A 23546-nucleotide genomic window follows, 5' to 3' on the forward strand; every position below is an offset into this window, starting at 1 on the left:
AATTTTAAAATTAGAACAACATTTAGTAGTTGTTTGATTTTTATAACAGAAAACAAGATGTGTTTTAGCAGTTTAAAAGATGTTGGTATAAATTTAAGTTCTAAGCGGTGTTTTTTCTATAAATAAAATTGATGTATATAGGCTAACTATGTAATTATTAAAGGGTTTGTTTCAACTAATGTTTGTTTTAGTTGTGCTGAATAATACAAGGTTGATACACTATGGATGTGTCTTAATATTTGTTTATGTAGGCATTTTTGTAAAATAATGGTAGAAAAAATATTTTTTATAAATGTTTTTTGACATAAAAAAAACAGCCTGTAATTATTTATAATTACAGGCTGTTTAAAAAAATACAGAACGTTTGATTTATACTGTTTTAGAGAATTGCATTTGTGGTTTATCTCCCAAGTATTGATCTATAGCCATACATATATTTCTTATAAATGGTTTTCCTTTTGTAGTAACATTAATTTGAGAGTCGGATATGGTTACCAATCCATCTCTTACCAATGGGAACATTTTTAGAGGGGCTTTTTCTAGTGTTTCACTTTCTAAGGTGTCTTTATTCCATTTGGTTTTATAATGACACATTAAGTTTAAAATATGCTGTCTAATAATTAAGTCTTCTGTAGTTAGTATATGTCCTTTAGAAATTGGAAAGATATTTTTTCCTACTAATTCCTGATATTCTTCTATGTTTTTTACATTCTGATAAAAGCTATTCCAGCTATCTCCAATAGAAGAAACACCTAGGCCAATCATTACATCTGTTTTTGCATGTGTATAGCCCATAAAATTTCTATGGAGTTTATTGTTTACTAAGGCTTTGTATAAAGTATCTGTTTTTAAAGAAAAATGATCCATACCTATGTTTTCGTAACCATAGGCATTTAGCATTTCTTTTCCTGTTTCGTACATTAATAGTTTTTCCATTCCTTGTGGAAGGTCTTCTTCGGAGAAACCACGTTGACCATTTCCTTTTAACCATGGTACATGCGCATAGCTATAAAACGCAATTCTATCTGGAGCTAGCTCTTTTGTTTTTTCTATGGTGTATTGAACGTCATCAATTGTCTGAAAAGGAAGTCCATAGATTATATCATGACCAATACTTGTGTAACCTATTTCTCTAGCTAATTCTGTTACCTTAATTACATTCTCTAAAGGCTGAATTCTATGAATGGCTTTTTGAACTGTTTTGTTGTAATCTTGTACGCCAAAAGAAACTCTTCTAAAGCCCAAATTGTATAAGGTTTGTAAATGTTCTTTGGTGGTATTGTTTGGATGTCCTTCAAAACTAAATTCGTAGTCTTGTGCTAATGTAGAAGTGTGAATAATACAATCTAACAATGTTTTTAAGTTTTGCGGACTAAAAAATGTTGGAGTACCACCACCAATGTGTAACTCTTTTATAATAGGTTTCTCGTCTAATAAATTTAAATACATAGACCATTCTTTTAAAACAGAATCTATGTAAGGAGATTCAACGTCGTGCCTTTTGGTTATTCTTTTGTTACAACCACAAAAGGTACACATGCTCTCGCAAAAGGGCAGGTGTATATAAAGACTAATTCCTTGGCTTTTATTGGTTTTTTGATAGGTTTCTAGGAGTTTAGATTTCCAGTCTTTTAACCTAAAGTCCTGAATGTTCCAATGCGGTACAGTAGGATAGCTAGTATATCTAGGACCTGGTACGTTGTATTTGTTTATTAGATTAATGTCCATGATGTGCTTTTTTAGGTTATTTGTAATTGCAATTTTTTTAATTCTTCTTTTTGTGTCTTTAAGCGTTCTATGTTTTCGTTAGAAAATAAAATTTCAAATCGGTCTTTAAATAAATGTTGGTAGTATTCAATCCCTTTTGATAGGTTGTTGGTGAATTTATGGAGGTACTTTTCTTGTTGTGTAGAAACAGCGTTTTTGGCATTGCTAATCAATTCATCTAAGTAATCTAAGTACAGTGAAAGTTCTTTTTCAAATAGATGTGGTCGCTTTGCGGATATCACATTCATTTTTCCATAAATATGGCTCATCATATCAGAAAGACTAATTTTCCTGTTAAAGTAGGCTAGATTTGGGCCTGGGCATACAGAGACTCCCTTTCCTTCTTTTTTAGTATCAATATTGTATTTTAAAAGTGCTGATGTACCTAAACCAACACAAATACAAGATTTTTCTATAACCTTTGCTATTTGTTGTTCCTTTTCAATTTTATTTAAAGAGCCGTTTGCTTCTAATTCTTTAATTTTTAAATATTGGTATTCACGAGAAGAAATACATAAACCTTCTTTTTTAAACTCTTGGTTTAATGCAACATGCTTTTTAGGGCAGGCACTACCAGGTCTGTTTTTCTGAATGTTTTCTAATTTTTTTACATCTTTTGTGTTTCCTCTTAAGCTGTTAAAACGTACACCTAATGGAGAGATATCGCTTAAGTAAATATCATCTTCTGTTGCTTTTTCTAACTGATTTAGGGTGTTGTTGTCTACTGTTGTCGCTTCCGGAACTAATAAAAACGGAGAACCCCATCCAATAGAATCTAGCTTGTATTCTTCTGTTAAAAAAGCATGTTCTTCTGATGTTCCAACACCTCCTTGTGCTGTAATTTTAAGTTCTGGCCTGCAAAGGCTCTCCTGCTTGTTTTGAGTAACAAGAGCTTTCGAAAATAAATCATAGGTGCTCTTATAGAGTGTTTCTCTGTTTTGTTTGAATTCCTCTAGTACTGGTCCCATTAAAAAACCATCGGTTGCAAAGGCATGACCACCACAATTTAATCCAGATTCTATTCTGTATTCTGACACCCACAATCCTTTTTTTGCTAGATACTTTCCTTGTATTAAGGCAGAGCGATAGTCGCTAACTTTCAAAATTATTTTTTTCTTAATGTAGCCTTTTGCATCTGGATAAAAATCATTAAAAGTAGCAAGGTAGTTATACAATCTAGGATTCATACCTGCAGAAAATACAATAGAAGAGCTAATTTTAGAGTTTGCAAAACCTCTTAGAGCTGCATGTGCATCGTTGTATTCAGAAGGTAATTCTACTTTGTTTTCATAATTGGTTTTGTCTACCTTGGTCATAATGTTTACATCAATAGAACCTTGTACAAAATACTTTTGCAATAAGTTTCTTACTTCGCCTATACAGTTGCTATTTGTTAACTTCTCTTTTAGTACAGAAGAGTTGGGTAAGTGTTTTATATAATCTTTTAATAAGTTGCTTTTTAAAGAGCTTAATTGCTTTAAACGAACTGTTTGTTCTTGAATTAAATCGTGTACCAAATTTAAGTAAGAAGTAATTCTTAAAGCCCTGTAATCAATAGTATTTTGGGTTATCTCCCTGTAAACTTTATTGTTTTGTTCCGAGTGGTATTTTCTTAGTTTTTCTAATAAAATATCATCTACTAAGGAGATTACGGAATCAATTCCATAAATAGCAACCTTTAGTGGACTGTCTGCTGTATAGCCAATTCCCATTACAGGAATATGAAAATTATGTTTCTCCATAAATCTTTTGTTGTTACTTACAAAAGTATTGGCAAGACTTACAATTAAAAATGATAATTGTCACATGAGGTAAATAGTAAAATACAAACTGATAATAATATGATACTACAAGAAGGTATTTAGGGCTATAAAGACTATTTTTGTAGTATGGAAAACAGTATGGATGAATTTATAAAGCTTTTGCCTAAAAAAGCTTTAGAGGTAAAGAAAGAGAATATAGCCTACTTTAAGAGGTTAAAAAAACGTGTTCCCAAAAACTTAGATTATGCAATGCAAGACATTCATGATGATGAGTTTACACGTACAGACTGTTTGACTTGTGCTAATTGTTGTAAAACAACGAGTCCAATGTTTTTTCCAAAAGATATAGAGCGTATCTCTAGACATCTTAAAATGAAAGAACGTCAGTTTATGGAAACGTATTTAGAAAGAGACGAAGATGATTGTTATGTGTTAAAATCATCACCATGTACATTTTTAGACGAAACTGATAATACTTGTTTTATATACGATGTAAGACCAAAAGCTTGTTCTGAATATCCTCATACCAATCGTAAAAAGTTTATTCAGTTGACAGATTTAACCATGAAGAATTCAGAAATTTGTCCTGCAGCTTTTAATATGATAGAAACCTTAAAGAAAAAAATTCCGCTTGAAGGAAAAGCAAAAAAATGATTTTAAAAAACTCGAAGTTTTGTGGCATTTGTTATTCCGATGAGAAATCTGAATTGCAGTTTTTTGGAAAAGAATTTAAGGTTAGAACAGAAGACAAAAAATTAATTTTGTCATTTAAATTAATGAAGGGATTGGATAAGGAAGAAGTTCTAGAAAATATAAAAGGGCTTACTTTTTTTGAAATACAGGATCAGTTTATACAACATAGATTGATGAAACTTTTGCAAGAATCACCTCAGGTTACAACTCTATTTTTAGAGTTAAACGATTATACGTTTTCTGTAAAAAGGTTAAAAATATTAATGCAGGGTTTTCTTTTAAGAATGGTGTAGAGAGAATTGTAGGGGTATTTTTTATCTAGCAATACTAGGTAAAATTGATAGTTGATTTTTTACAATATTACTCGCTTTGGTATAATTGCATTTGTCAACTACTAATACAATACAATTTTCATTTTTCTTAATATCTAAGTTGATATTAGTAATGTTTTGTACTACATTCTTTAAAAAATAAGCATCTATTCTATTGGTACAAATGTGTAAAGTTCTGGGGTTTCTCAAAATCAATGAAGTCTACAAATGTTAATATATGTTTTTTTTTGTAAATATATGTTAATTTTGAATTTCATCCAAATAGTTCTCTGTTAATCTTTTGTTAAAGATTAAATAGGTGTATTTTTTATAAGAGGTAATACTGTTTTATATCACTTTCTGACTAGGGAGTAATTCTAATTTATTTTGAACAATTACATTTGCTTTCATATAGTTACAACGGTTAACACTAAGTTTTACTCTTCCTTTTTCTCTATCTATCATTACAGAGATGGCTGTAACACGTTGAATTTCATTTTTTAAGTATAATGCATCTAATATATTATCGCAAATATGAAGTGTAATTAGGGTAGTTGTACTCATGTGATATAAGGTATATTTTAGTTTATTGTTAGGGGTATATTTTATAAATCTAATAATAAAGTTTTGTTTTTAAAGAATAAATTTTGAATTAGTTATCAACTTTTTGTTAATAATACACAGGTTGTGCTTGTTTTTTCCTGAAATGATAATTTATGATAAAAGATGTTTTGTATAAAATAATTTACCTTAAAGTATTGATTATTAGTTTTTTATCGGTTATTGGTATAACAAGTATTTTCTACGTGTATTTTTAAACTGATCTATCTTTTCTTTCCAACTTTTTTTTATTTCTAAGGCAGTTGTTTTATTTCTTAACTGATTTTCTAAAAGTTTATTACCTGCATGTATGGTGAACGTTTTTCCAAAAAAGTTTTCTTTGTTGGGATATTTATCAAATGCATCTACAAGCCAATCAATATTAATTTGAGACAATTTCTGTATGGAGTCTAAGTTTATTCCGTAACAAATTTTGTTTTGATCTTTAGGATATTTACTTCCATAATTCGGTTTTGGGATGTAATTAAAATTAGATTTTGGAAATTTAGAACTACCATAGCGTTGAAACTGAAAAGAAGTTCCTCTACCAGCGTTTATAGGAGTACCTTCAAAAAAACCAAGACTAGGGTATAGGTTTATAGCTTTATCGTTTGGTAAATTAGGAGAAGGAGCAATGGGCAATGAATAAAAAGATTGATGTGTGTAATTGGTAAGTGGAATTACTGTTAGGTTACACTGAATTCCGTTTTTAAGCCATTTTTCTCCATTAATCATTTGTGCATATTCACCAATGGTCATACCATATACCAATGGAACAGGGTGTTTACCAACAAAAGAACTGTATTTTGGTTCTAAGGTAGGGCCATCTATGTAATGTCCATTAGGGTTAGGTCTATCCATTACAATTAATGAAATGTTGTTTTCTGCACAAGCTTCCATTACATAATGTAAGGTAGATATATAAGTATAAAACCTTACACCTACATCTTGAATGTCAAAAACTAAGAGGTCTAATCCTTTTAAGTCTTTAGGCTGTGGTTTTTTGTGTTTACCATATAGGGAAATAATTGGCAGGCCTGTTTTAACATCAATACTATTATGAACCTTTTCTGCTGCATCTGCTTTTCCTCTAAAGCCGTGTTCTGGGGAGAATACTCTTTTTACAGTTATATTTAGGTCTAATAAGGAATCTACCAAATGTACGTGTCCGTTTTCTTTAAATATTACAGAGGTTTGATTGGCTACAATACCGATACTTTTTTTTGTTAATAATGGTAAATATTGTTCTGTTTTGTTGGCTCCTACACTAATTTTAGATTTTCCTTTTTCGTTTTGAGCTTTACAGGAGGATAATGATACAATTAGTAATAATACATGAATTAAAAATGTATTTTTGAACAACCATTTAAAGAGCATAAGCATTTGAATTTCGAATTATTTATTGCAAACCGATTAACCAAATCGAAGGAATATAAAAGTAGTATTTCAGCACCAATAATAAAAATTGCAATCTCTGCAATTACATTGGGATTAGTTGTAATGTTACTTTCAATTGCTACAGGTGTAGGTTTACAAAAGAAAATTCAAGAGAAAGTAACAGGATTTAACGGTCATTTGGTTATTAGCAACTTCGATAATAATCAATCTAAAACCAGCCAGACTCCAATTTCTATACAACAAGATTTTTATCCAGAATTTACAACCGTTGATGGAGTTAAACATGTTCAGGTATTTGCTACCAAGCCAGGTATTATAAGAACTGTAAACGATTTTGAAGGGGTAGTTCTTAAAGGAGTAGGAGCAGATTATAGCTGGGGGTTTATCAATGAATATTTGGTAGACGGAATGCTTCCTACATATTCCGATGAAGTTTCTAATGAAGTTTTGTTGTCTAAAAGAATTGCCGATAGAATGCAATTAAAGATAGGGGATAAGTTTGATACTTTTTTTGTGAAAGAAAATAGAAACTCACTTCCTAACAGACGTATTTTTAAATTGGTTGGAATTTTTGATACAGGATTTGAAGAGTTTGATAAGAGTTTGATGTTAGGAGATATCAATCAAGTAAGAAAATTAAACAAGTGGAAGAACCTAGAGGTTGGAGGTTTTGAGGTTTTTTTAGATGATTTTAATACCATAGAAGAGAAGTCTAGAGAGATTTATATGAGTATAGATTCGCGACTAGATAGTAGAAATTTATTTGAACAATATCCTCAGATTTTTGAATGGTTAAAATTATTTGATGGGAATATCGCTGTCATTATCATTATCATGATCATTGTATCAGGAATTAATATGATAACTGCTTTGCTAGTTTTAATCTTGGAAAGAACTCAAGTGATAGGTGTTTTAAAAACTTTGGGAGCTAAGAGCTGGTCTGTGCGTAAAATATTCTTGTACAACGCATCTTATATAGTAGGTAGAGGGTTGTTGTTTGGAAATGCAATTGGTTTGTCCTTAATCTTTATTCAGTATCAGTTTGAGTTTATCACACTAGATCCTAAAAACTATTATGTACATGTGGCTCCGGTGTCAATTACAATATTTCAAGTATTGTGTTTAAATGCAGGTACACTGGTCTTATGTTTCTTAATGATGTTAGTACCGTCTATAATTATAACCAAAATAAGCCCAGCTAAATCAGTTAAGTTTTCTTAGGTATATAAATAGAAAAACCTCCAGTTAACTACGCTGGAGGTTTCTAAACTAACTTAAACTAAACTATACGAAATCAAATTACTATTTCTATAATATAGTTTACAAGTACCGTGCCAAACTTTTTAATTTACATGTTTTTTTGCGTGGTAAGAGGATCTTACGAGTGCAGAACTTTCTACATGTATAAATCCTAAAGATTTTGCATATACTTCGTATTCTTTAAATAACTCTGGAGTTATGTATTCTTTTACAGGTAAGTGTTTTTTACTAGGTTGTAAATACTGACCCAAGGTAACTACGTCTACTTTTGCATTGGCTAAGTCACGTAAACTTTCGAATACTTCTTCTTTTGTTTCTCCTAAACCTAACATAATTCCAGATTTAGTTCTTCTTTGTCCTTGTTCTTTAAGGTACCTAAGAACTTCTAAACTTCTGTCGTATTGTGCTTGTATTCTAACTTCTCTAGTAAGCCTTCTAACCGTTTCTAAGTTGTGAGAAATAACTTCAGGAGCTGCTTTAAGTAATCTATCTATATTGGTAGTGTTTCCTTGAAAATCGGGAATAAGAGTTTCCATAGTAGTATTAGGATTTGCTCTACGTACTGCAGCAATAGTTTCTGCCCATATAATAGAACCACCATCTTTAAGGTCATCTCTGTCAACAGATGTAAGAACGGCATGCTCAATTTTCATAATTTTAATAGAACGAGCCACTTTTTCAGGTTCATCCCATTCTACAGTTTCAGGTTTTCCCGTTTTAACACCACAGAAACCGCAAGAACGTGTACATATGTTTCCTAGTATCATAAAGGTTGCGGTACCATCTCCCCAACATTCTCCCATGTTTGGGCAGCTACCACTTGTACATATGGTGTTTAGTTTGTATTTGTCAACCAAACCTCTTAACTCGGTGTATTTTTCTCCTACCGGTAATTTTACTCTTAACCAATCTGGTTTTTTGTTTCCAACAGGAATTGTACCTGGATTAGAACTCTTATTTGGTAATACAGATTTAAAAGTAGATGTTTCCGTACTCATGTGTCTTTTCTTTGGCCTACAAAGATACAAAAAGAGTTGCTCTAAGTATCACCAACTAAAGTATTATAAAATATCTAACAGAATTAAGCAGTATGTTGAATGGTTTAAAATAATGTAGCTAAATACCAGATGCTAAAACCTATTAAAAAAGTAATTCCTAACCAAGATAAAATTTTTAAAAGAATAGATGGTTTGTGAGATTCTGGGGTATGCTTACTTGTGATAAGGATGTAGTTTAAAACGGCAAAAAAGGGAGCCGTTAAAAAACTTAGAATAGTAGCAATTTTTACTAACTGCAGCATGTGTGCTTTAAAAAAGGAAACAATAAGTATAGTCCCTAACGCTAAGAAGAAAATCCATGCAGCATATGCATATGTATGTTTTTTGCCTTTTAGTAGTTCTAGGGTTGTTTCCATTGCTCTAGGAGAGGCATCTAATGCGGTAATTGTTGTGCTAAACATGGTGGTAAATGCAGCAATGGCGATAAAAATAAAAGCAGCACCTCCAATATTTGCTGTATACATGTTAATGAGTTGTTTGCTAAATCCCAAAGCACCGTTAGCAAATTTTTCTCCACTATGATACATTACCAAAGCTCCCATACTTAAAAAGCAAAGGCCCAAAACTAAAGTTGCGATATAACCAATATTAAAATCAAATAATGTGGTTTTTAAACTTCTACTATCTTTTTCTTGGATTTGTTTTTCATAACACCAAAGAGATTGCCAAATAGATACGTCTAAGGGAGCGGGCATCCAACCTAGAAAAGCAATTAGAAATGCAATTTCAGCTCCGTTAAAAGTTAGTTTCTGTGCAATGTTAAAAGATTCGGTATTCTTATTGAATGCTATAAATAAAGCACCTAGAGTGGTTACTGTAAGTGTTATAATAACAATTTTCATCACCTTGTCTAATAGTTTATAGTGCCCTACTAATAAGATGATAGAACTAATGACAGTGATAATAATACAAACTGTAGTAGCATTTCCTTTGTAGCCAAAGATATTCATTGCCAAGCCAGCAGTAACTAAAGTAACAGCAGCTTGTATGGTAAACATAGAAGCAAAATTGATAATGAAATAGGCAATTAAAGTTCCTTTGTGAAGATTTTTGTATCCGTGCAATAGGCTTTCTCCAGTTGCATTGGTATACCTAGCTCCAAATTGAAAAAAAGGATATTTAACCAAATGCACAATGATTAAAGCCCACAAAAGTGTAAAACCAAAATCGGCACCTGCTCTTGTAGACTGAACCAAATGCGATACACCTATTGCAGCTCCTGCAAATAGCAATCCAGGCCCTAGGGCTTGAATTTTTTCTTTAATCTTCATGCTTGTATTGGATAATGATTTCTGCCAACAGCTTTTTAGCTCTTAAAAGTTTTACTTTTACATTGTTGATAGGCTCGCTTAATTCTTCTGCTATTTCTTGGTACGAAAGTTCTTGAAAATATCTTAAGTTGATAACCTTTTGATATTTAGGTTTTAACCTTTTGATGTTTTTCTTTAGTTGCGCTAAGTTTTGTTCTATAATGATTTTGTCCTCAGGAGAGGGATTCTCATCAGATAATTTAGAGAGTTTTTTGGTTTCTTGTTCAATAGAAACTGTTACATTTTTCTGCTTTCTTAACTCATCAATTAGTAAGTTTTTGGCTATGGTAAATAACCAAGTTTTAAAACTATAAGACTCACAGTACGTGTTTATTTTATCAAAAGCTTTAGAAAAAGTAATAATGGTAATGTCTTCAGCATCAATCGTATCGTCGTTTATCTTAGATTGTAAAAAAGTATAAACGTCATTCCAAAATAAATCTAGTAAATACCTGTAAGATGTCTGATCTCCATCTTTGGCAGCAGTAATGTGGTTGGCAAGAATTTTGGCAGCAGTCATTTCCGCTATAATTTACTGAAACAATTTTTTTGAAAATATACAAAGAAAAACGTTCTAGTCCGTTTTTCTAGAGATTATTTATTATCACAGTCTTCGGGCATTTTACCACAAAAACCACATGGCTCTCCAGATTTGTTTAACATAGGGTTTTGACTTGCGCAAGTTCCATCGAATTTACCGTCTTTTTTTCCCCATATTTTAATAGCAATTCCAGCAAATGCTAAAGCAAGTAATCCAAAAGAGATTATAAAAAGTTTCATAAGAAATAATTTATGCAAAGATATTACTTTTTTGGACGTTACATAAATTTTAAACTTACAGGTAGGGTTTTTTATTTTAGGAATGTTCTAATTGTGTAGAACCTTAAAATATGTAGATATGAAATACCTTAATTTATTAAGAATGTCCCTAGTTTTGTCTATGACAATTTATGTTGCTTGCAGTAATAACACTACAGAAATAGAAGATACAGATACAGGTAATGAAACTGAAAACCCTGCACCAGAGGAAACCACTTATGATATTACTCCAGTTTTAAAATATTTTACGGATGTAGAAGGACTGTCTTATAAAATTATTGGAGAGTATGTTTATATCAATTCAACAGGAATTCCTGATCATAAATCACCTTATTTTTTAGAAACAGAGTGGGAGCCGGATAAGTACGTTGATAATAGTACTACAGGATTTAGATTAAATCCTAACAGAATTGGAGAACAGGATTACGAATTTAGAATTCCATTACACCCAAAGGAAGCTGCCACAAAAAGAGCTACTAGTATGGGGCCTATGGGAGTTTCTATTAACGGAATTCCATTATTCAATCAATATGCAGCAGGTGGAGTTGCTTTAACCAGAGAGTTTCAGTCTTTTGACCAGTACAATGGACATCCTGCTAATAGAGGAATTTATCATTACCACATAGAGCCTAAGTATTTAACAGAGCAAAAAGGAACAGATGCGTTTTTGGGGCTTTTATTAGATGGTTTTCCTGTGTATGGTCCCACTGAAAATGGAGTTGCAGTAGATGGTGACGACTTAGATGACTATCATGGACATTTTGGTCCAACTCCAGATTTTCCAGCGGGTATTTATCACTATCATATTACACCAGATGCTCCTTATATAAATGGGGATGGATTTTTTGGAACTCCAGGAACAGTAAGTAATTAATAAGATGAAAAACGTATATTTTATTGTAATGATATGTGTAACTCTTTGTTCGTGCAGAGAGCTGGTGTCTGTTGAGTTGTCTGATGATTTTCGTTATGATGGGAAGACTCTGTATTACAATGAAAAACTGTTTACTGGTATTGTGTATCAAAAATACAATAGTGGAATATTAAAAGAAGAACTGTCTTATAAAAAAGGATTGCAAGAGGGAATCTCTAGAAAATGGTATGAAAACGAAGTTTTGGCTCAGGAAAAAAACTATAAAAAAGGTCGTAAAGTAGGTGTTCATTATGCTTGGTGGTCTAATGGGAATTTAAAATATGTACACAATTATAATGAAACAGGAGTCTATGAAGGGAAGTTGAAAGAATGGTTTGTGGATGGTAAAGTTTATAAGGAATTTAATTATAAAAATGGATTAGAAGAAGGTCCACAGAAAATGTACTATCAAGATGGAAGTATAAGAGCTAATTTTGTGATTGTTGATGGTGAGAAATTTGGTTTAATAGGATCTAAAGGATGTGATGGTTTAAATGAATAATTATGAAGAAATTATTGCTAGTTTTTTGTCTGTTTCTAATTTCATGTACTGTTTCTAAAGAGGATAAGGAGGAGGTTAAGTTGCCTTACTTTAATTCTTACGAATTAACTCCTGAGTGGAATGTAAAATCGCATAAAATTGAAGATTTTACCTTAACGAATCAAGAGGGACTAGAGGTTTCTGAACAAGATTATAAAGGGAAGATTTATGTAACGAACTTCTTTTTTACTAGCTGTTCAGGAATTTGTCATCAACTTATAAAAAATATGACTTTGCTTCAGGAGGAGTTTAAAACCGATGTAAATATTAAGTTTTTATCTCATTCTGTTACCCCCGAAATAGATTCTATTTCTACATTGAAAAAGTATGCCGATTATCATCAAATTAATAGCAAGCAATGGAGTTTGGTTACAGGTAGTAAGAATGAAATTTACAAATTAGCTAGAGATTCTTACTTTGCTGATGAAGATTATATGTTGACACAAAAGCCCAGCACTTTTATTCATAACGAAAACTTTTTATTGATAGATCCTGATGGATATATAAGAGGAGTTTATAATGGAACATTAAAATTAGAAATGTCTAGAATAGCGAAGCATATTCAATTACTTAAAAAAGAATTTAGACTTCCTTAAAACTGCTAAAAGACATAGTTGTACTATAACTTGATTTAATCTTATCTTTAAATGGTTATTAATATAAATTAAATCAGTTAAAAGAATGATTATTACAACAACAGAAACAGTTCCTAATAAAGAGATAGAAGCAATTATTGGTATTGCAAGAGGAAGTACTGTAAGAGCTAAAAGTGTGGCAAGTGATTTTATGGCGGGTTTAAAAAATATTGTGGGAGGAGAATTGGACGAATATACACGTTTGCAAGGACAATCTAGAGAACAGGCATTACAAAGAATGATAAACAATGGAGAGAAGTTAGGAGCAGATGCCATTGTAAATGTTAGGCTGACAACTTCTACAATAATGCAAGGAGCATCGGAAATATTAGCGTATGGAACGGCTGTAAAACTAAAGTAAACATGGAGTTTTTGGTTATGTCTATATATGCATCTTTTATTATTTTTACCTTAATAATGCTAATTTATTTAGTAATTAAAAGGATTCAGAATAGGGGTAAAGAAGATTTTGAACAAAGAGACAATTAATAGAGCAACTCATTTGAGTTGCTCTTTTTGTGGATAATTTACATAGCTATATGTATTCTGAAACGGCATATTTCTGTATGTTAAGATTATGATATTTTAATAACGAGAGTCAGTTGTTTTAAAAAATTAATTTTCAGTTAGTTAATTCCAAAACATGTTTTTTGTCATATTTATATACGTTATTGTTTGTTAATTTTCAATTAAATAATGTAGATTAGCGGACGTTAAAAATAACGCGAGTTATTAGTATCAAAAAAATTGCAAAAAAATATGGAAAACGAATTAATCGTAGGTGGTATCTATGAATTAAATTGGGGTGCCAAAATTGTAAGAGTCATTAGTTTTGATGACTACGAAGTTTTATATGACATCTATTGGACTCATAGTAAAATGTGGGCATTCTCTTCAAATATTACTAAAAAGTGTTATTTCCATAGGCTAAGTACAGCTTCTTTTTTAAGTAAATCTAACAGGATAGATTATTTAAAATTAACGGATGTAGAGAAAAAAAGTTTCAATCCTTATGTGTCTATTAGAGCTTGTAGAGTTAATAATCTCTCATGGGATAATAAAGCTTTATCGAACCCTAGTTACATTGCTAAGCGTTTTAATATAGGTCAAATGGAAGGGATTGATGCTTCTAAAATTTGGATTTATCCTTTTAAGTGTAATAATTCGTTCTCATGTGCCAAATTAATTCATGCAGACAATCAGCGTTCTTTTTCTGGAGTAGAATTACTCACCAAAGCCTATGCTATTCAGAATGCGGTAAACCCCATAAAAACTGAAGGAATAGGTATATATAGAATAGGAATACAAGATGGAATACCATCCTATTATATTGGTGAATATTACGATATTGCTGGGATTATGAAAGAGGAAGAAGGTTTGACTAATTTTTTTAAAGATTCTGATGCTAGAGAGTTACTTTTAGCATAGGTATATATATTTTAGATACATAAAAAAGCACACTAAATTTATTTAGTGTGCTTTTTGTAGTTATAGAAACTATGAATGTAGGTTTATTTATCTTCTAATTTCCAGGTTCTAATCCATTCATATTGTGTAGATCGTTCGTTTTTAGAGAACCCATCCATTCCTTTTCCATCTGAATGAGGAGGATTCCAATCGTACGTTTCTACAGCTAAATTATAATACATAGGAATATCAAAAGTAGTAGTTGGGTTGTCTATTTTATAAATTAAAGCACCGTCAAAGTAAAACCATAATTCTGTTTCAGATTTCCACCAGAAACCATAAATGTGGAAATTTTCCCAATTTTTAGTGTTTAGAATTTTACCTCTTTGTTGTCTGGTAGCTGTATTATTTTCGCAACTAGTTCTGTGTATTGCATTGGCGTGTACAATTTGATCCCATTTTCCACTGATAGCCCAATCGTGTGCATTAGGAGTTAGTTCACCTACACATTCTTGAATATCTAGCTCCAGTTTTTTAGGACAAGCATTTTCTTCTGTCATCATCCAAAATGTTGTGGACATAAATGTTTTATTGGCCTTCATTTTCGTTTCGTAATAATACCCTTTTTTACAAGGTGCTACAGAACGAACAATACCACCTGTGTATTCAAATGTTTTTTCGTCCCTTACAATTGGAGTATCTAGTTTGTTTGCTTCAATCTTTAATTTACCATCATCAATAGAAATGGATTCTTCTATAAATAAGCCTGGAGGTCTTCCAATCCAATACCAACCTGTTCCATTAATTCTAGGTTTAGTTAACCATTTTGTTCTATCTATACCTGTTTCTTGGTCAAACTCATCAGAAAGATTCTCTATTTTACTCCATTTTTTGTTAATAGGAGTTGGAGCTGTCTCTGTAAAATAAGGTGAATTAGTAGCTACAGGTGTTTCTTGTTCTACGGGTAGCTCTTCATTCTCTGTTACTGCCGGAGGAGTAAATGATGTGTTGTTTTTATTGCATCCAACGGAAGCTAGTAGGACGATAGTTATAAAAAATCTAAGCATAGTGAAATGAATCTATAGTTTATTTCAAAAATAGATTCAAGCTCATAATGTAAAAGCATCGAATAGTTTAAAAAATACCTCGAATGATATTAAAAGGAATACATATGATTGAAAAAAGTAGCTTAAAACTCCATTCCTATTTTAAAATTTAGAATTCTACCCGTTAAAATATTTGGAACACTGTTGTAACGTGCACCATCCACATCGTAAATCCAAGTATTGGTGGTTGTATTGTTAATTCCAAAAATATTGAATAGCTCTAGTCCTAAATCTAGTTCTTTAAAATGCTTTAAAAAGCTAGATGAGTATTGTTTTTTATGATCTATTAGGATATAAGAAAAACCTATATCAGCTCTTTTATAAGCTCTTAATTTTGTTCTAAAATCATATCTGTCTACAATGGCATTAGAATCTACACTAGCATTGATTGGTGAGCCTCCTGGAAGTGGAGCGTTTAGAATTAAGTTTAAATACACTGTGAAATTTGGATTACTTGGTACGTAATCTTGGAATAACATAGCAAACTTAAAGCGTTGGTCTGTAGGTCTTGAGATATATCCTCTATTATTGGTGTTTTCTTCAGTTTTTAGAAAACCTAAACTAATCCAACTTTCTTTACCTGGTACAAATTCACCACTTAAACGTAAATCTAATCCTGTAGCATACGCTTCTGTATTGTTATTTGCATCGTATCTAATACGTACGTTGTCTAATGTATAAGCATTCACATTGTTTAGTTGTTTAAAGTAGACTTCAGAAGTCATTTTAAACGGCCTTTTCCACATGTCAAAACTATACTCGTTAGAGAATACAAAATGAATAGCTTCTTGTGCATCTACATTAAACTCTAAATCTCCTTGCGGGTTCCTTAGCTCTTTGTAAGATGGAGGTTGATGATAAAAACCAGTGGCCAATCTAAATACCATATCGGTGTTTTCCCAGTCTGGCTTAAAGGAAAGCCTAAATCTAGGACTAATGGTTTGTTTGGTATCCGAAGTGGCATTGGTGAAATTATCCTTTAACCACCATATTTGACTTCTTATTCCCAAGTGATGCCAAAGGATATGGTCTCCTATAGCCCATTTTTTATTCCATTGTGCATATCCAGTAAATCTATGAATGTCAGCATCGTTTCTACTTCTAATGTTGTAAAAGGGAATAATAGGTGCGTTAAAAGGTTCTTGGGGTTGGTTGTTTTCTATACCTTCATTAGGGTTTCTTAGCGTAATACCATTATCGTCTACGGTAGTCCATTCGCTAATTCGATCTCTAATATTTTCTTTTTGATACTTAACTCCAAATTCTAATTTATGATCGCCAATTTGATGATTGAAACTGGCTTTTAAATTTTGAATTAGTATATCTAAATCATTTCTAGCGTGGTCTAGCTGACTCCCTACACCTGTAACAAACAGCGGTTCCCCATTAACAGGATCCAACTCAGAAATACTATAGGCTCCAAAAATATCAAAGTGCTCTTGTTCTTGTGTGTTAAACAAAGAAGCTGTAAGGTTTAAAGATGTTTTTGCGGCAATTTTGTATTTGTAACTTAAAGCTCCAAAATAGGTTTTAAAATCATCTTGTTCGTTTCCTTGATAGAATACCGTTAACTGTCTTGGCTGAAATAAACCACCAAATTTAGTAACCCTAGAAATAGGTTTAAAATTGTAATTATTAATAGAAATGTTTCCTAAAAAATCTAAGCTATGTTTTTTATTTATTTGATAAGACAAATAAGTTTGTATGTCAGCAAAAACAGGTCTAAAGTTGGTTTCTGTATCTTTGGAATTCACTAAAAGTTGATTGTTTCTATAGCGTGCTCCAATTAACGTAGACAGTTTTTTGTTTAAAAAAAGATTTTCATATGTGTAACTTGCTCCTAATAAACTAGCATTCACTGTTGATAGTTCTTTTTTGGGCTTTTTGTAGTGAATATTTAATACAGAAGACAAACGATCTCCGTATTTGGTTTCAAATCCACCTGCAGAAAAGTCAATATTCTCAGTCATATCAATGTTTAAGAAACTTAAACCTTCTTGCTGCCCCGATCTAATTAAGAAGGGTCTGTATACTTCAATTCCATTAACGTAGACTAAATTTTCATCAAAGCTACCACCTCTTACGCTGTATTGTGTACTCAGTTCGTTACTACTATTAACTCCAGGTAAAGTCATTAATAAATTCTCTATTCCTGCATTTGCTCCAGGTATTTTTTTAAACTTTTCAGCTTTTATTGTTACCAGTCCTTTTTTAGCAGCTCTGTAGTTTTTAAGAGTTACTTCTTCTATTTCTTGCGCTTTAACCTTTAACACAGGTGAGTAGTTGATCGTTCTATTTTTTTTGGCTTTAACTATTTTAAAAATAGAGCCATAACTTAAGTGCGAAAATTTAACAGCTACTTTTTGATTTGCAGGAATTTCTAATACATACTTTCCATTCGCATCAGAAACGGTTCCTTTGTCATTGTACGAAATACTAACCCCTTCTATGGCTAGTTTGTTAGCATTAGTCACAGTTCCCTTAAGATATCCTTTTTGAGCAAAAAGGAAAACTGTGTGGAATATACTAAGTAGAAGAACTATTTTTTTCAAAAGATATTATTATTTAATAAAGTCCATTTTTAAGGATTTTGTATTTCCTAAAAGGTCTTGTATTTTAAGTTGAAAGATATGCTTTTTATTGGTGCTTTTTAAATCATTTAGATCAAATATTAGCCTTTTTGTTTTAGGTTCGTATTCCATTAATATCCATTTTCCATCAATTGTAGCATAGTAACTTTTTATACCAGTTTGGTTGTCTTTAATAGATACTTTAATAGATTTATGTTTGCCAATGTTCTGATTTTTATAAAAGCTTAGGTTGTAAATTTTAGGAGCTATACTATCATAAGCAATTGTAAAATTACCTAAAGACTTAGTACGTGCTGTAAGTTGATTTCCTTTTTTATGAGAAGATATGTAATTGGTGTATTTTTTGTTTTTTAGAGCTATGTAAGCATATTTATGAGTTGTAGGAGGCAAAGAATCCAAGTCGTATTTAATGGTGTAGCTATAGTTTAAAGGGAAATTAGGTTTGCCTATGGTAAAATTAGTATCGTCTACTTTAAAATCTATATATCTACTTTGGTACATACAGTATTTAGGAAAATAAATTTCTACGTGTTTTTGTTTAAAAATGGTTTCTCTAATTCTATCAACAAAAAAATCGGTGGTTTTATTTTCCTTTATAATAGGATTGATTTTAGCATCTCCAACAATTGGAACTTTAACTGTTGATACATTGTTAGCAACATCTTTAATCTTAATAACAAGAGTGTAGTTGCCCTTATCTACTATATTTAGATACCCTTTGTTGTAGTTGGTTTTATAAATAGACAATTTGTTAACCGGTTCTACATAGGTTTTTTGATATTTTCTTCTGGCTTTGCTATAATAAGGATAATCAATTAATAGGTTGATGTATTTACTTTCATCAAAAGAAAAAGTCTCTAGGTTGTGATGATATACAGGTTGATCATTTAAGAATGTCTCTATGCTATAAACTCCATTTTTGTTAGTAGCAGCATTCTGTAAATCGTGTGTTTGTATTGCAAAACCAATTGCTCCAATAGCCTTTACAGACTTTGCAGTATAATAATTAGCTTTAATTTTTGTCAATGGTATTTCTTGCGCTACAGAAATGTTGTTTATAGCCGCGCTATTGTTTGCAGGATAGGCTCTTAGTCCTAAAATGGTAGGGCTTTTAGTGTCCTTAACTTTATATCCAAAAAGTAAAGGGTTAATTATTTTTTCGGTTTTGGTATCTCTTATTTCAAAGTGTAAATGTGGACCACTAGAGCCACCTGTATTTCCAGAGTAGGCAACAACTTCGTTAGTAGTGATTATCAACTCATTTTTTAAGGGAAATACCTGGATTTCGTATGACTTCTTTTTGTATTGTCGTGCTTTAATGTATTTTTCTATGTTATCACTAAACCTACTTAAGTGAGCATATACAGTGGTATAGCCATTGGGGTGTGTTATGTAAAGTGCTTTTCCGTAGCCAGAAGTAGATACTTTTATTCTAGAAACATATCCGTTTAAAGCAGTATGCACTTTTAATCCAGATTTACCATTTGTTTTAATATCAATACCAGCATGAAAATGATTAGATCTTAATTCACCAAATGTACCTGCTAATACAATGGGAATGTTTAAAGGGTTTCTAAACACATTTTGAGGATATTTTTTTTGTCCAAAACAGATACCAAATTGTAATAAAAGTAGTAGGAAAGCGGTTTTTCTCAAGAGGATTCAATTTTATAGGGCAACAAAAATATACAATCTCAAAAAAAAACCTGCATAAATAGCTGAGAAACAATAATAAGTGAGAATATGATAAATAAAGTGTTAAAAAATTGCATTTAAAAATAACAATGTTACTTTTGTAAGTATTGTTTTAGAGATTTATAACTATGGAGAGACAAGAGCGAGTAATAGCCAAGCTAGAGGCTAATATTGAAAAGCTTTTGGAGCGTTATGAGTTTTTGAAAAAAGAAAATGAAATTTTAAGCAATAGAAATTTCTTGTTAATGCAAGAAAACAAAGCTCAAAAAGAAGAGATTTCCTTTTACAAAGAACAACTCCAAACGTTAAAAATAGCTAAAACATTAGAAGGCAGTGAAGGATATAAGAAGGATACGAAGGAGAAGATAGATTATTTAATTGCGGAGATAGATCATTGTATAAAAGAATTAAATACATAATTCTTGTATGGCTGATACGTATAAAATTAATGTTGTAATTGGTGGAAGGAATTACCCCGTTTCTGTAAAATCTGCAGAAGAAGAGCAAGGGGTAAGAAAAGCTGCAAACAACATAAATAGATTAATTTCTAATTACGAAAGTAATTATGCTGTTAACGATAAACAGGATGTATTGGCTATGTGTGCATTACAGTTTGCTTCTGTTATAGAGGTAAACGATGTAATGGAAAAGGAAGAAAACGAGGCGATGATTGCAAGAATTTCAAAATTAAATAGTAACTTAGAAACGTATTTAGATTAATATAGAGTTCTTTACATAAACATAAAAACACTGCCTACTTTGGTTTTCGTTTGATAAACTCAACACTATATCTTTAAAAAGGATGAGTCTTTTGTGTTAAAGCGTGCTGTCTACGAGCAGATACTTGATCACAATGTTAGTCCTAAAAAATGTTTAATTGGAGTTTATAAAACTAACCTCAGTAGGTTTTTTTATATATATCAAATTTATTATTAATGACAAATACAACCGTTATATTAATTGCAGTAGCTGCTTTATTGGTAGGTTATGTTTTGGCAAAAATATTAGAGAAACTTAAGGTTTCTAAAGTATTGGCTGGGGCAGAGAAAGAAGCAAGCACCATTGTTAAAGAGGCTAAAGTAACTGCAGATGCCCTTAAAAAAGACAAAATTCTTCAAGCAAAAGAAAAGTTTATAGAGCTTAAAGCAGAACACGAAAAAGTAATCTTAGCAAGAGATAAAAAGATTTCTGAATCTGAAAAGAGAGCTAAAGACAAAGAGTCTCAACTAAACAAAGAAATAGACAAAGAAAGAAAATTGTTAAAGAATCTTGAAGACAAAGAAGCTGATTACAATTACAGAATTGAAATTCTTGACAAAAAGCAATCTGAGGTAGGTAAAATACACAAAAGACAAGTAGAGATGTTAGAGTCTATTTCTGGTCTTTCTGCAGAAGAAGCAAAAGTACAATTGGTTGATTCTTTAAAAGAAGAGGCTAAAACGGATGCGATGTCTTACATTAGAGATAAGATGGAAGAGGCTAAGTTAACTGCTGAACAAGATGCTCGTAAAGTTATTTTAAACACAATTCAGAGAGTTGGAGTAGAGCAGTCTGTAGAAAACTGTGTGTCTGTTTTTAACATTGAGTCTGACGATGTTAAAGGACGTATTATTGGTAGAGAAGGGCGAAACATTAGAGCATTAGAGGCTGCTACAGGAGTAGAAATTATTGTTGATGATACTCCGGAAGCAATTATTCTTTCTTGTTTTGATCCTGTTCGTAGAGAAATTGCACGTTTATCGTTACATAAATTAGTTACCGATGGACGTATTCACCCTGCAAGAATTGAAGAAGTAGTTGAAAAGACTGAACGTCAAATCAATCAGGAGATTATAGAAGTAGGAAAGCGTACCGTAATAGATTTAGGAATTCATGGTTTACACCCAGAGCTTATTAAGACAGTTGGTCGTATGAAGTTCCGTTCTTCTTATGGACAAAACTTATTACAGCACTCTAGAGAAGTAGCAAACCTATGTGGTATTATGGCAGCAGAAATGGGCGTAAACCCTAAAGCAGCTAAGAGAGCCGGATTGTTACACGATATTGGTAAAGTCCCAGATGCAGAGAGCGAATTACCACACGCTATTTTAGGTATGCAATGGGCAGAGAAATATGGTGAAAAACCAGACGTTTGTAATGCTATTGGTGCCCACCACGATGAAATTGAGATGAAGAACATGATTGCTCCAATCGTTCAAGTATGTGATGCTATTTCTGGAGCAAGACCAGGAGCAAGACGTCAGGTATTAGATTCGTATATCCAAAGATTAAAAGATTTAGAAGATTTAGCATTTGGGTTTAAAGGAGTACAAAAGGCCTATGCCATTCAGGCAGGACGTGAGTTGAGAGTTTTAGTAGAAAGTGAAAAAGTATCGGATGAGCAAGTAGCTGATTTGTCTTTTAATATTTCTCAGAAAATTCAAACTGAAATGACGTATCCAGGTCAAGTTAAAATTACAGTAATTCGTGAAACAAGAGCTGTAAATATTGCGAAGTAAGAATTTACAATCAATAACTAAAAAATCCGCTAAGATTCATTTCTTAGCGGATTTTTTTATAGGATTTTACATCTTAATATTTTGTATAAATCCAATATAAAAATTACATCTCGATACTTCGATAAGCTCTGTACATGCTACTCGATTACCTTGTCCCCATAGAAACACAACTCTTTAAACAGGGGAGCGAGCGGAGTTGAGAGCTTTTTAATTAAAAATATTATTAGTTATTAGCCCTAGGGTGAAATCTATTTACAACCTCTGTAAGCTTTGTTTTGTCTATATGTAAGTATATTTCTGTTGTGGTTATACTTTCGTGTCCTAAGAGGGCTTGTATCACTGTTAAATCAGCTCCTCCTTTTAATAAGTGAGAAGCAAAAGAGTGTCTAAACGTATGCGGGCTAATTGTTTTTTTAATATTGGTGCTTTCTACTAATTTTTTAATGATGGTAAAAATCATCACTCGGGTTAGTTGATTTCCTCTTCTATTTAAGAATACAATGTCCTCGTTTCCTTTTTTGGGAGGAGTAAGTACTCGTTGTTGATGAATATAATTACTGATAATATTTTCTGTGTAAAGGTTGATAGGAACCAAACGTTGTTTATTCCCTTTTCCTGTGATTTTAATAAAACCCTCATCAAAATACAAGTCTGAAATTTTTAAGTTGATAAGTTCAGTAACACGCAAACCACAACCGTATAAAGTTTCTAAAATAGCTCTGTTTCTTTCTCCTTGTGGATGAGATAAATCGATAGCACTAATGATGAGATTAATTTCTTCTTCACTTAGCGTATCTGGGAGATGCAAACCAATTTTTGGAGCTTCTATAATTTGCATTGGATTGTCTTCTCTGTACTTCTCAATTGTTAAATACTCAAAGAATGCAGAAAGACCAGAGATCAATCTTGCCTGGGACCTAGCTTTATGAGTTTTGGAATAATCGTATAAAAAGGTTTGAATATCTGCTGTGTTAACCGTAATAGGGCTAAGAGTTGTTTCCTCTAAAAAAGAAGCTAATTTGTTACAGTCCTTTTCGTAATTAATAATGGTGTTTTCTGCGAGTCCTTTTTCAATTAAAAGGTACTGACAAAAATCTTGTATGTATATTTTCCATTTCACTAAAGTAAAAATAGGAATAAAAGTTAGGAAATAAGCCTGTTTTACTGGCATGATAAGTTTT

General features: G+C 31.7%; 24 protein-coding genes and 1 other RNA gene. 12 read left to right on the forward strand and 13 right to left on the reverse strand.

From position 1 onward, the window contains the following. Positions 1-369: 369 nt before the first annotated feature. Positions 370-1728, reverse strand: a complete 1359-nt coding sequence (gene hemN / locus ACXHHC_RS01130) for an oxygen-independent coproporphyrinogen III oxidase (RefSeq protein ID WP_458227813.1) — start codon at positions 1726-1728, stop codon at positions 370-372. Positions 1729-1739: 11 nt separating this feature from the next. After that, complete coding sequence (locus tag ACXHHC_RS01135) at positions 1740-3509, reverse strand: hypothetical protein (RefSeq protein ID WP_458227814.1); 1770 nt, start codon at positions 3507-3509, stop codon at positions 1740-1742. A 159-nt stretch (positions 3510-3668) separates the two neighbouring features. On the opposite strand from ACXHHC_RS01135, the gene ACXHHC_RS01140 reads away from it, so the two are divergent. Both ACXHHC_RS01140 and ACXHHC_RS01145 read left to right on the forward strand, forming a co-directional pair. After that, positions 3669-4184 carry a YkgJ family cysteine cluster protein gene (locus ACXHHC_RS01140; RefSeq protein WP_458229270.1) on the forward strand — a complete coding sequence of 172 codons (516 nt, stop codon included), beginning with the start codon at positions 3669-3671 and terminating at the stop codon, positions 4182-4184. Then, positions 4181-4516 carry a hypothetical protein gene (locus ACXHHC_RS01145; RefSeq protein WP_458227815.1) on the forward strand — a complete coding sequence of 112 codons (336 nt, stop codon included), beginning with the start codon at positions 4181-4183 and terminating at the stop codon, positions 4514-4516. Before ACXHHC_RS01140 ends, ACXHHC_RS01145 begins: the two co-directional genes overlap by 4 nt. Positions 4517-4537: 21 nt before the next feature. Here ACXHHC_RS01145 and ACXHHC_RS01150 read toward each other — a convergent pair whose 3' ends face one another. From ACXHHC_RS01150 to ACXHHC_RS01160, 3 genes are all read right to left on the reverse strand, one after another. Then, positions 4538-4744 carry a hypothetical protein gene (locus tag ACXHHC_RS01150; protein WP_458227816.1) on the reverse strand — a complete coding sequence of 69 codons (207 nt, stop codon included), beginning with the start codon at positions 4742-4744 and terminating at the stop codon, positions 4538-4540. 138 nt (positions 4745-4882) lie between these two features. Then, the gene (locus ACXHHC_RS01155; protein ID WP_458227817.1) at positions 4883-5098 is read right to left on the reverse strand and encodes a hypothetical protein; all 216 of its coding nucleotides are present in this window, start codon (positions 5096-5098) and stop codon (positions 4883-4885) included. Between the two features lie 216 nt (positions 5099-5314). Then, positions 5315-6511, reverse strand: a complete 1197-nt coding sequence (locus tag ACXHHC_RS01160; RefSeq protein WP_458229271.1) for an exo-beta-N-acetylmuramidase NamZ family protein — start codon at positions 6509-6511, stop codon at positions 5315-5317. Positions 6512-6517: 6 nt separating this feature from the next. Here ACXHHC_RS01160 and ACXHHC_RS01165 point away from each other — a divergent pair, with 6 nt between their 5' ends. After that, positions 6518-7753, forward strand: a complete 1236-nt coding sequence (locus tag ACXHHC_RS01165) for an ABC transporter permease (protein WP_458227818.1) — start codon at positions 6518-6520, stop codon at positions 7751-7753. Between the two features lie 122 nt (positions 7754-7875). On the opposite strand, the gene lipA is transcribed toward ACXHHC_RS01165, so the two are convergent. The 4 genes from lipA to ACXHHC_RS01185 all read right to left on the reverse strand — a co-directional run bounded on the left by lipA (position 7876) and on the right by ACXHHC_RS01185 (position 10940). Further along, on the reverse strand, positions 7876-8790 hold the full coding sequence (gene lipA, locus ACXHHC_RS01170) for a lipoyl synthase (protein WP_458227819.1): 915 nt from the start codon (positions 8788-8790) through the stop codon (positions 7876-7878). 104 nt (positions 8791-8894) lie between these two features. Continuing rightward, entirely contained in the window at positions 8895-10121 is a 1227-nt protein-coding gene (locus tag ACXHHC_RS01175; RefSeq protein ID WP_458227820.1) for an Nramp family divalent metal transporter, read from the reverse strand. Further along, positions 10111-10680 (reverse strand): RNA polymerase sigma factor, encoded by a 570-nt coding sequence (locus tag ACXHHC_RS01180; RefSeq protein WP_458227821.1) that lies wholly within the window; start codon positions 10678-10680, stop codon positions 10111-10113. The genes ACXHHC_RS01175 and ACXHHC_RS01180 overlap by 11 nt, the downstream gene beginning before the upstream one ends. 74 nt (positions 10681-10754) lie before the next feature. Next, positions 10755-10940 carry a membrane or secreted protein gene (locus tag ACXHHC_RS01185; RefSeq protein ID WP_458227822.1) on the reverse strand — a complete coding sequence of 62 codons (186 nt, stop codon included), beginning with the start codon at positions 10938-10940 and terminating at the stop codon, positions 10755-10757. A gap of 118 nt (positions 10941-11058) precedes the next feature. Between ACXHHC_RS01185 and ACXHHC_RS01190 the strand changes: the two genes are divergently transcribed. From ACXHHC_RS01190 to ACXHHC_RS01210, 5 genes are all read left to right on the forward strand, one after another. Then, positions 11059-11853 (forward strand): YHYH protein, encoded by a 795-nt coding sequence (locus ACXHHC_RS01190; protein WP_458227823.1) that lies wholly within the window; start codon positions 11059-11061, stop codon positions 11851-11853. A gap of 4 nt (positions 11854-11857) precedes the next feature. Next, positions 11858-12394, forward strand: coding sequence for a toxin-antitoxin system YwqK family antitoxin (locus ACXHHC_RS01195; protein WP_458227824.1), 537 nt, complete (start codon positions 11858-11860; stop codon positions 12392-12394). Positions 12395-12396: 2 nt separating this feature from the next. Continuing rightward, positions 12397-13029, forward strand: coding sequence for an SCO family protein (locus ACXHHC_RS01200; protein ID WP_458227825.1), 633 nt, complete (start codon positions 12397-12399; stop codon positions 13027-13029). Between the two features lie 85 nt (positions 13030-13114). Beyond that, positions 13115-13429 (forward strand): YbjQ family protein, encoded by a 315-nt coding sequence (locus ACXHHC_RS01205; RefSeq protein ID WP_458227826.1) that lies wholly within the window; start codon positions 13115-13117, stop codon positions 13427-13429. A gap of 398 nt (positions 13430-13827) precedes the next feature. Beyond that, entirely contained in the window at positions 13828-14496 is a 669-nt protein-coding gene (locus ACXHHC_RS01210; protein WP_458227827.1) for a hypothetical protein, read from the forward strand. An 83-nt stretch (positions 14497-14579) separates the two neighbouring features. Here ACXHHC_RS01210 and ACXHHC_RS01215 read toward each other — a convergent pair whose 3' ends face one another. The 3 genes from ACXHHC_RS01215 to ACXHHC_RS01225 all read right to left on the reverse strand — a co-directional run bounded on the left by ACXHHC_RS01215 (position 14580) and on the right by ACXHHC_RS01225 (position 19828). Next, positions 14580-15542, reverse strand: a complete 963-nt coding sequence (locus tag ACXHHC_RS01215) for a family 16 glycosylhydrolase (protein WP_458227828.1) — start codon at positions 15540-15542, stop codon at positions 14580-14582. A 122-nt stretch (positions 15543-15664) separates the two neighbouring features. Beyond that, positions 15665-18133 carry a TonB-dependent receptor gene (locus tag ACXHHC_RS01220; protein ID WP_458227829.1) on the reverse strand — a complete coding sequence of 823 codons (2469 nt, stop codon included), beginning with the start codon at positions 18131-18133 and terminating at the stop codon, positions 15665-15667. Between the two features lie 9 nt (positions 18134-18142). Then, positions 18143-19828 carry a M23 family metallopeptidase gene (locus ACXHHC_RS01225; protein ID WP_458227830.1) on the reverse strand — a complete coding sequence of 562 codons (1686 nt, stop codon included), beginning with the start codon at positions 19826-19828 and terminating at the stop codon, positions 18143-18145. Positions 19829-19995: 167 nt separating this feature from the next. Here ACXHHC_RS01225 and ACXHHC_RS01230 point away from each other — a divergent pair, with 167 nt between their 5' ends. From ACXHHC_RS01230 to rny, 4 genes are all read left to right on the forward strand, one after another. Further along, the gene (locus ACXHHC_RS01230; protein WP_458227831.1) at positions 19996-20286 is read left to right on the forward strand and encodes a hypothetical protein; all 291 of its coding nucleotides are present in this window, start codon (positions 19996-19998) and stop codon (positions 20284-20286) included. A gap of 7 nt (positions 20287-20293) precedes the next feature. Next, entirely contained in the window at positions 20294-20587 is a 294-nt protein-coding gene (locus ACXHHC_RS01235; protein ID WP_458227832.1) for a cell division protein ZapA, read from the forward strand. Positions 20588-20644: 57 nt separating this feature from the next. Beyond that, positions 20645-20753: non-coding RNA, 6S RNA (ssrS, locus tag ACXHHC_RS01240), on the forward strand. Between the two features lie 49 nt (positions 20754-20802). Then, entirely contained in the window at positions 20803-22365 is a 1563-nt protein-coding gene (rny, locus tag ACXHHC_RS01245; protein ID WP_458227833.1) for a ribonuclease Y, read from the forward strand. A 223-nt stretch (positions 22366-22588) separates the two neighbouring features. Here rny and xerD read toward each other — a convergent pair whose 3' ends face one another. Further along, the gene (xerD, locus tag ACXHHC_RS01250; protein WP_458229214.1) at positions 22589-23485 is read right to left on the reverse strand and encodes a site-specific tyrosine recombinase XerD; all 897 of its coding nucleotides are present in this window, start codon (positions 23483-23485) and stop codon (positions 22589-22591) included. Positions 23486-23546: the final 61 nt, after the last annotated feature.

This window comes from Wenyingzhuangia sp. IMCC45574 (assembly GCF_054182685.1).

Bases quoted from the DNA above. Each gene is read 5' to 3' on its own strand.
- hemN (WP_458227813.1), bottom strand. From the start codon at position 1,728: ATGGACATTAATCTAATAAACAAATACAACGTACCAGGTCCTAGATAT.
- ACXHHC_RS01135 (WP_458227814.1), bottom strand. From the start codon at position 3,509: ATGGAGAAACATAATTTTCATATTCCTGTAATGGGAATTGGCTATACA.
- ACXHHC_RS01140 (WP_458229270.1), top strand. From the start codon at position 3,669: ATGGATGAATTTATAAAGCTTTTGCCTAAAAAAGCTTTAGAGGTAAAG.
- ACXHHC_RS01145 (WP_458227815.1), top strand. From the start codon at position 4,181: ATGATTTTAAAAAACTCGAAGTTTTGTGGCATTTGTTATTCCGATGAG.
- ACXHHC_RS01155 (WP_458227817.1), bottom strand. From the start codon at position 5,098: ATGAGTACAACTACCCTAATTACACTTCATATTTGCGATAATATATTA.
- ACXHHC_RS01160 (WP_458229271.1), bottom strand. From the start codon at position 6,511: ATGCTCTTTAAATGGTTGTTCAAAAATACATTTTTAATTCATGTATTA.
- lipA (WP_458227819.1), bottom strand. From the start codon at position 8,790: ATGAGTACGGAAACATCTACTTTTAAATCTGTATTACCAAATAAGAGT.
- ACXHHC_RS01175 (WP_458227820.1), bottom strand. From the start codon at position 10,121: ATGAAGATTAAAGAAAAAATTCAAGCCCTAGGGCCTGGATTGCTATTT.
- ACXHHC_RS01180 (WP_458227821.1), bottom strand. From the start codon at position 10,680: ATGACTGCTGCCAAAATTCTTGCCAACCACATTACTGCTGCCAAAGAT.
- ACXHHC_RS01185 (WP_458227822.1), bottom strand. From the start codon at position 10,940: ATGAAACTTTTTATAATCTCTTTTGGATTACTTGCTTTAGCATTTGCT.
- ACXHHC_RS01190 (WP_458227823.1), top strand. From the start codon at position 11,059: ATGAAATACCTTAATTTATTAAGAATGTCCCTAGTTTTGTCTATGACA.
- ACXHHC_RS01195 (WP_458227824.1), top strand. From the start codon at position 11,858: ATGAAAAACGTATATTTTATTGTAATGATATGTGTAACTCTTTGTTCG.
- ACXHHC_RS01200 (WP_458227825.1), top strand. From the start codon at position 12,397: ATGAAGAAATTATTGCTAGTTTTTTGTCTGTTTCTAATTTCATGTACT.
- ACXHHC_RS01205 (WP_458227826.1), top strand. From the start codon at position 13,115: ATGATTATTACAACAACAGAAACAGTTCCTAATAAAGAGATAGAAGCA.
- ACXHHC_RS01210 (WP_458227827.1), top strand. From the start codon at position 13,828: ATGGAAAACGAATTAATCGTAGGTGGTATCTATGAATTAAATTGGGGT.
- ACXHHC_RS01215 (WP_458227828.1), bottom strand. From the start codon at position 15,542: ATGCTTAGATTTTTTATAACTATCGTCCTACTAGCTTCCGTTGGATGC.
- ACXHHC_RS01230 (WP_458227831.1), top strand. From the start codon at position 19,996: ATGGAGAGACAAGAGCGAGTAATAGCCAAGCTAGAGGCTAATATTGAA.
- ACXHHC_RS01235 (WP_458227832.1), top strand. From the start codon at position 20,294: ATGGCTGATACGTATAAAATTAATGTTGTAATTGGTGGAAGGAATTAC.
- rny (WP_458227833.1), top strand. From the start codon at position 20,803: ATGACAAATACAACCGTTATATTAATTGCAGTAGCTGCTTTATTGGTA.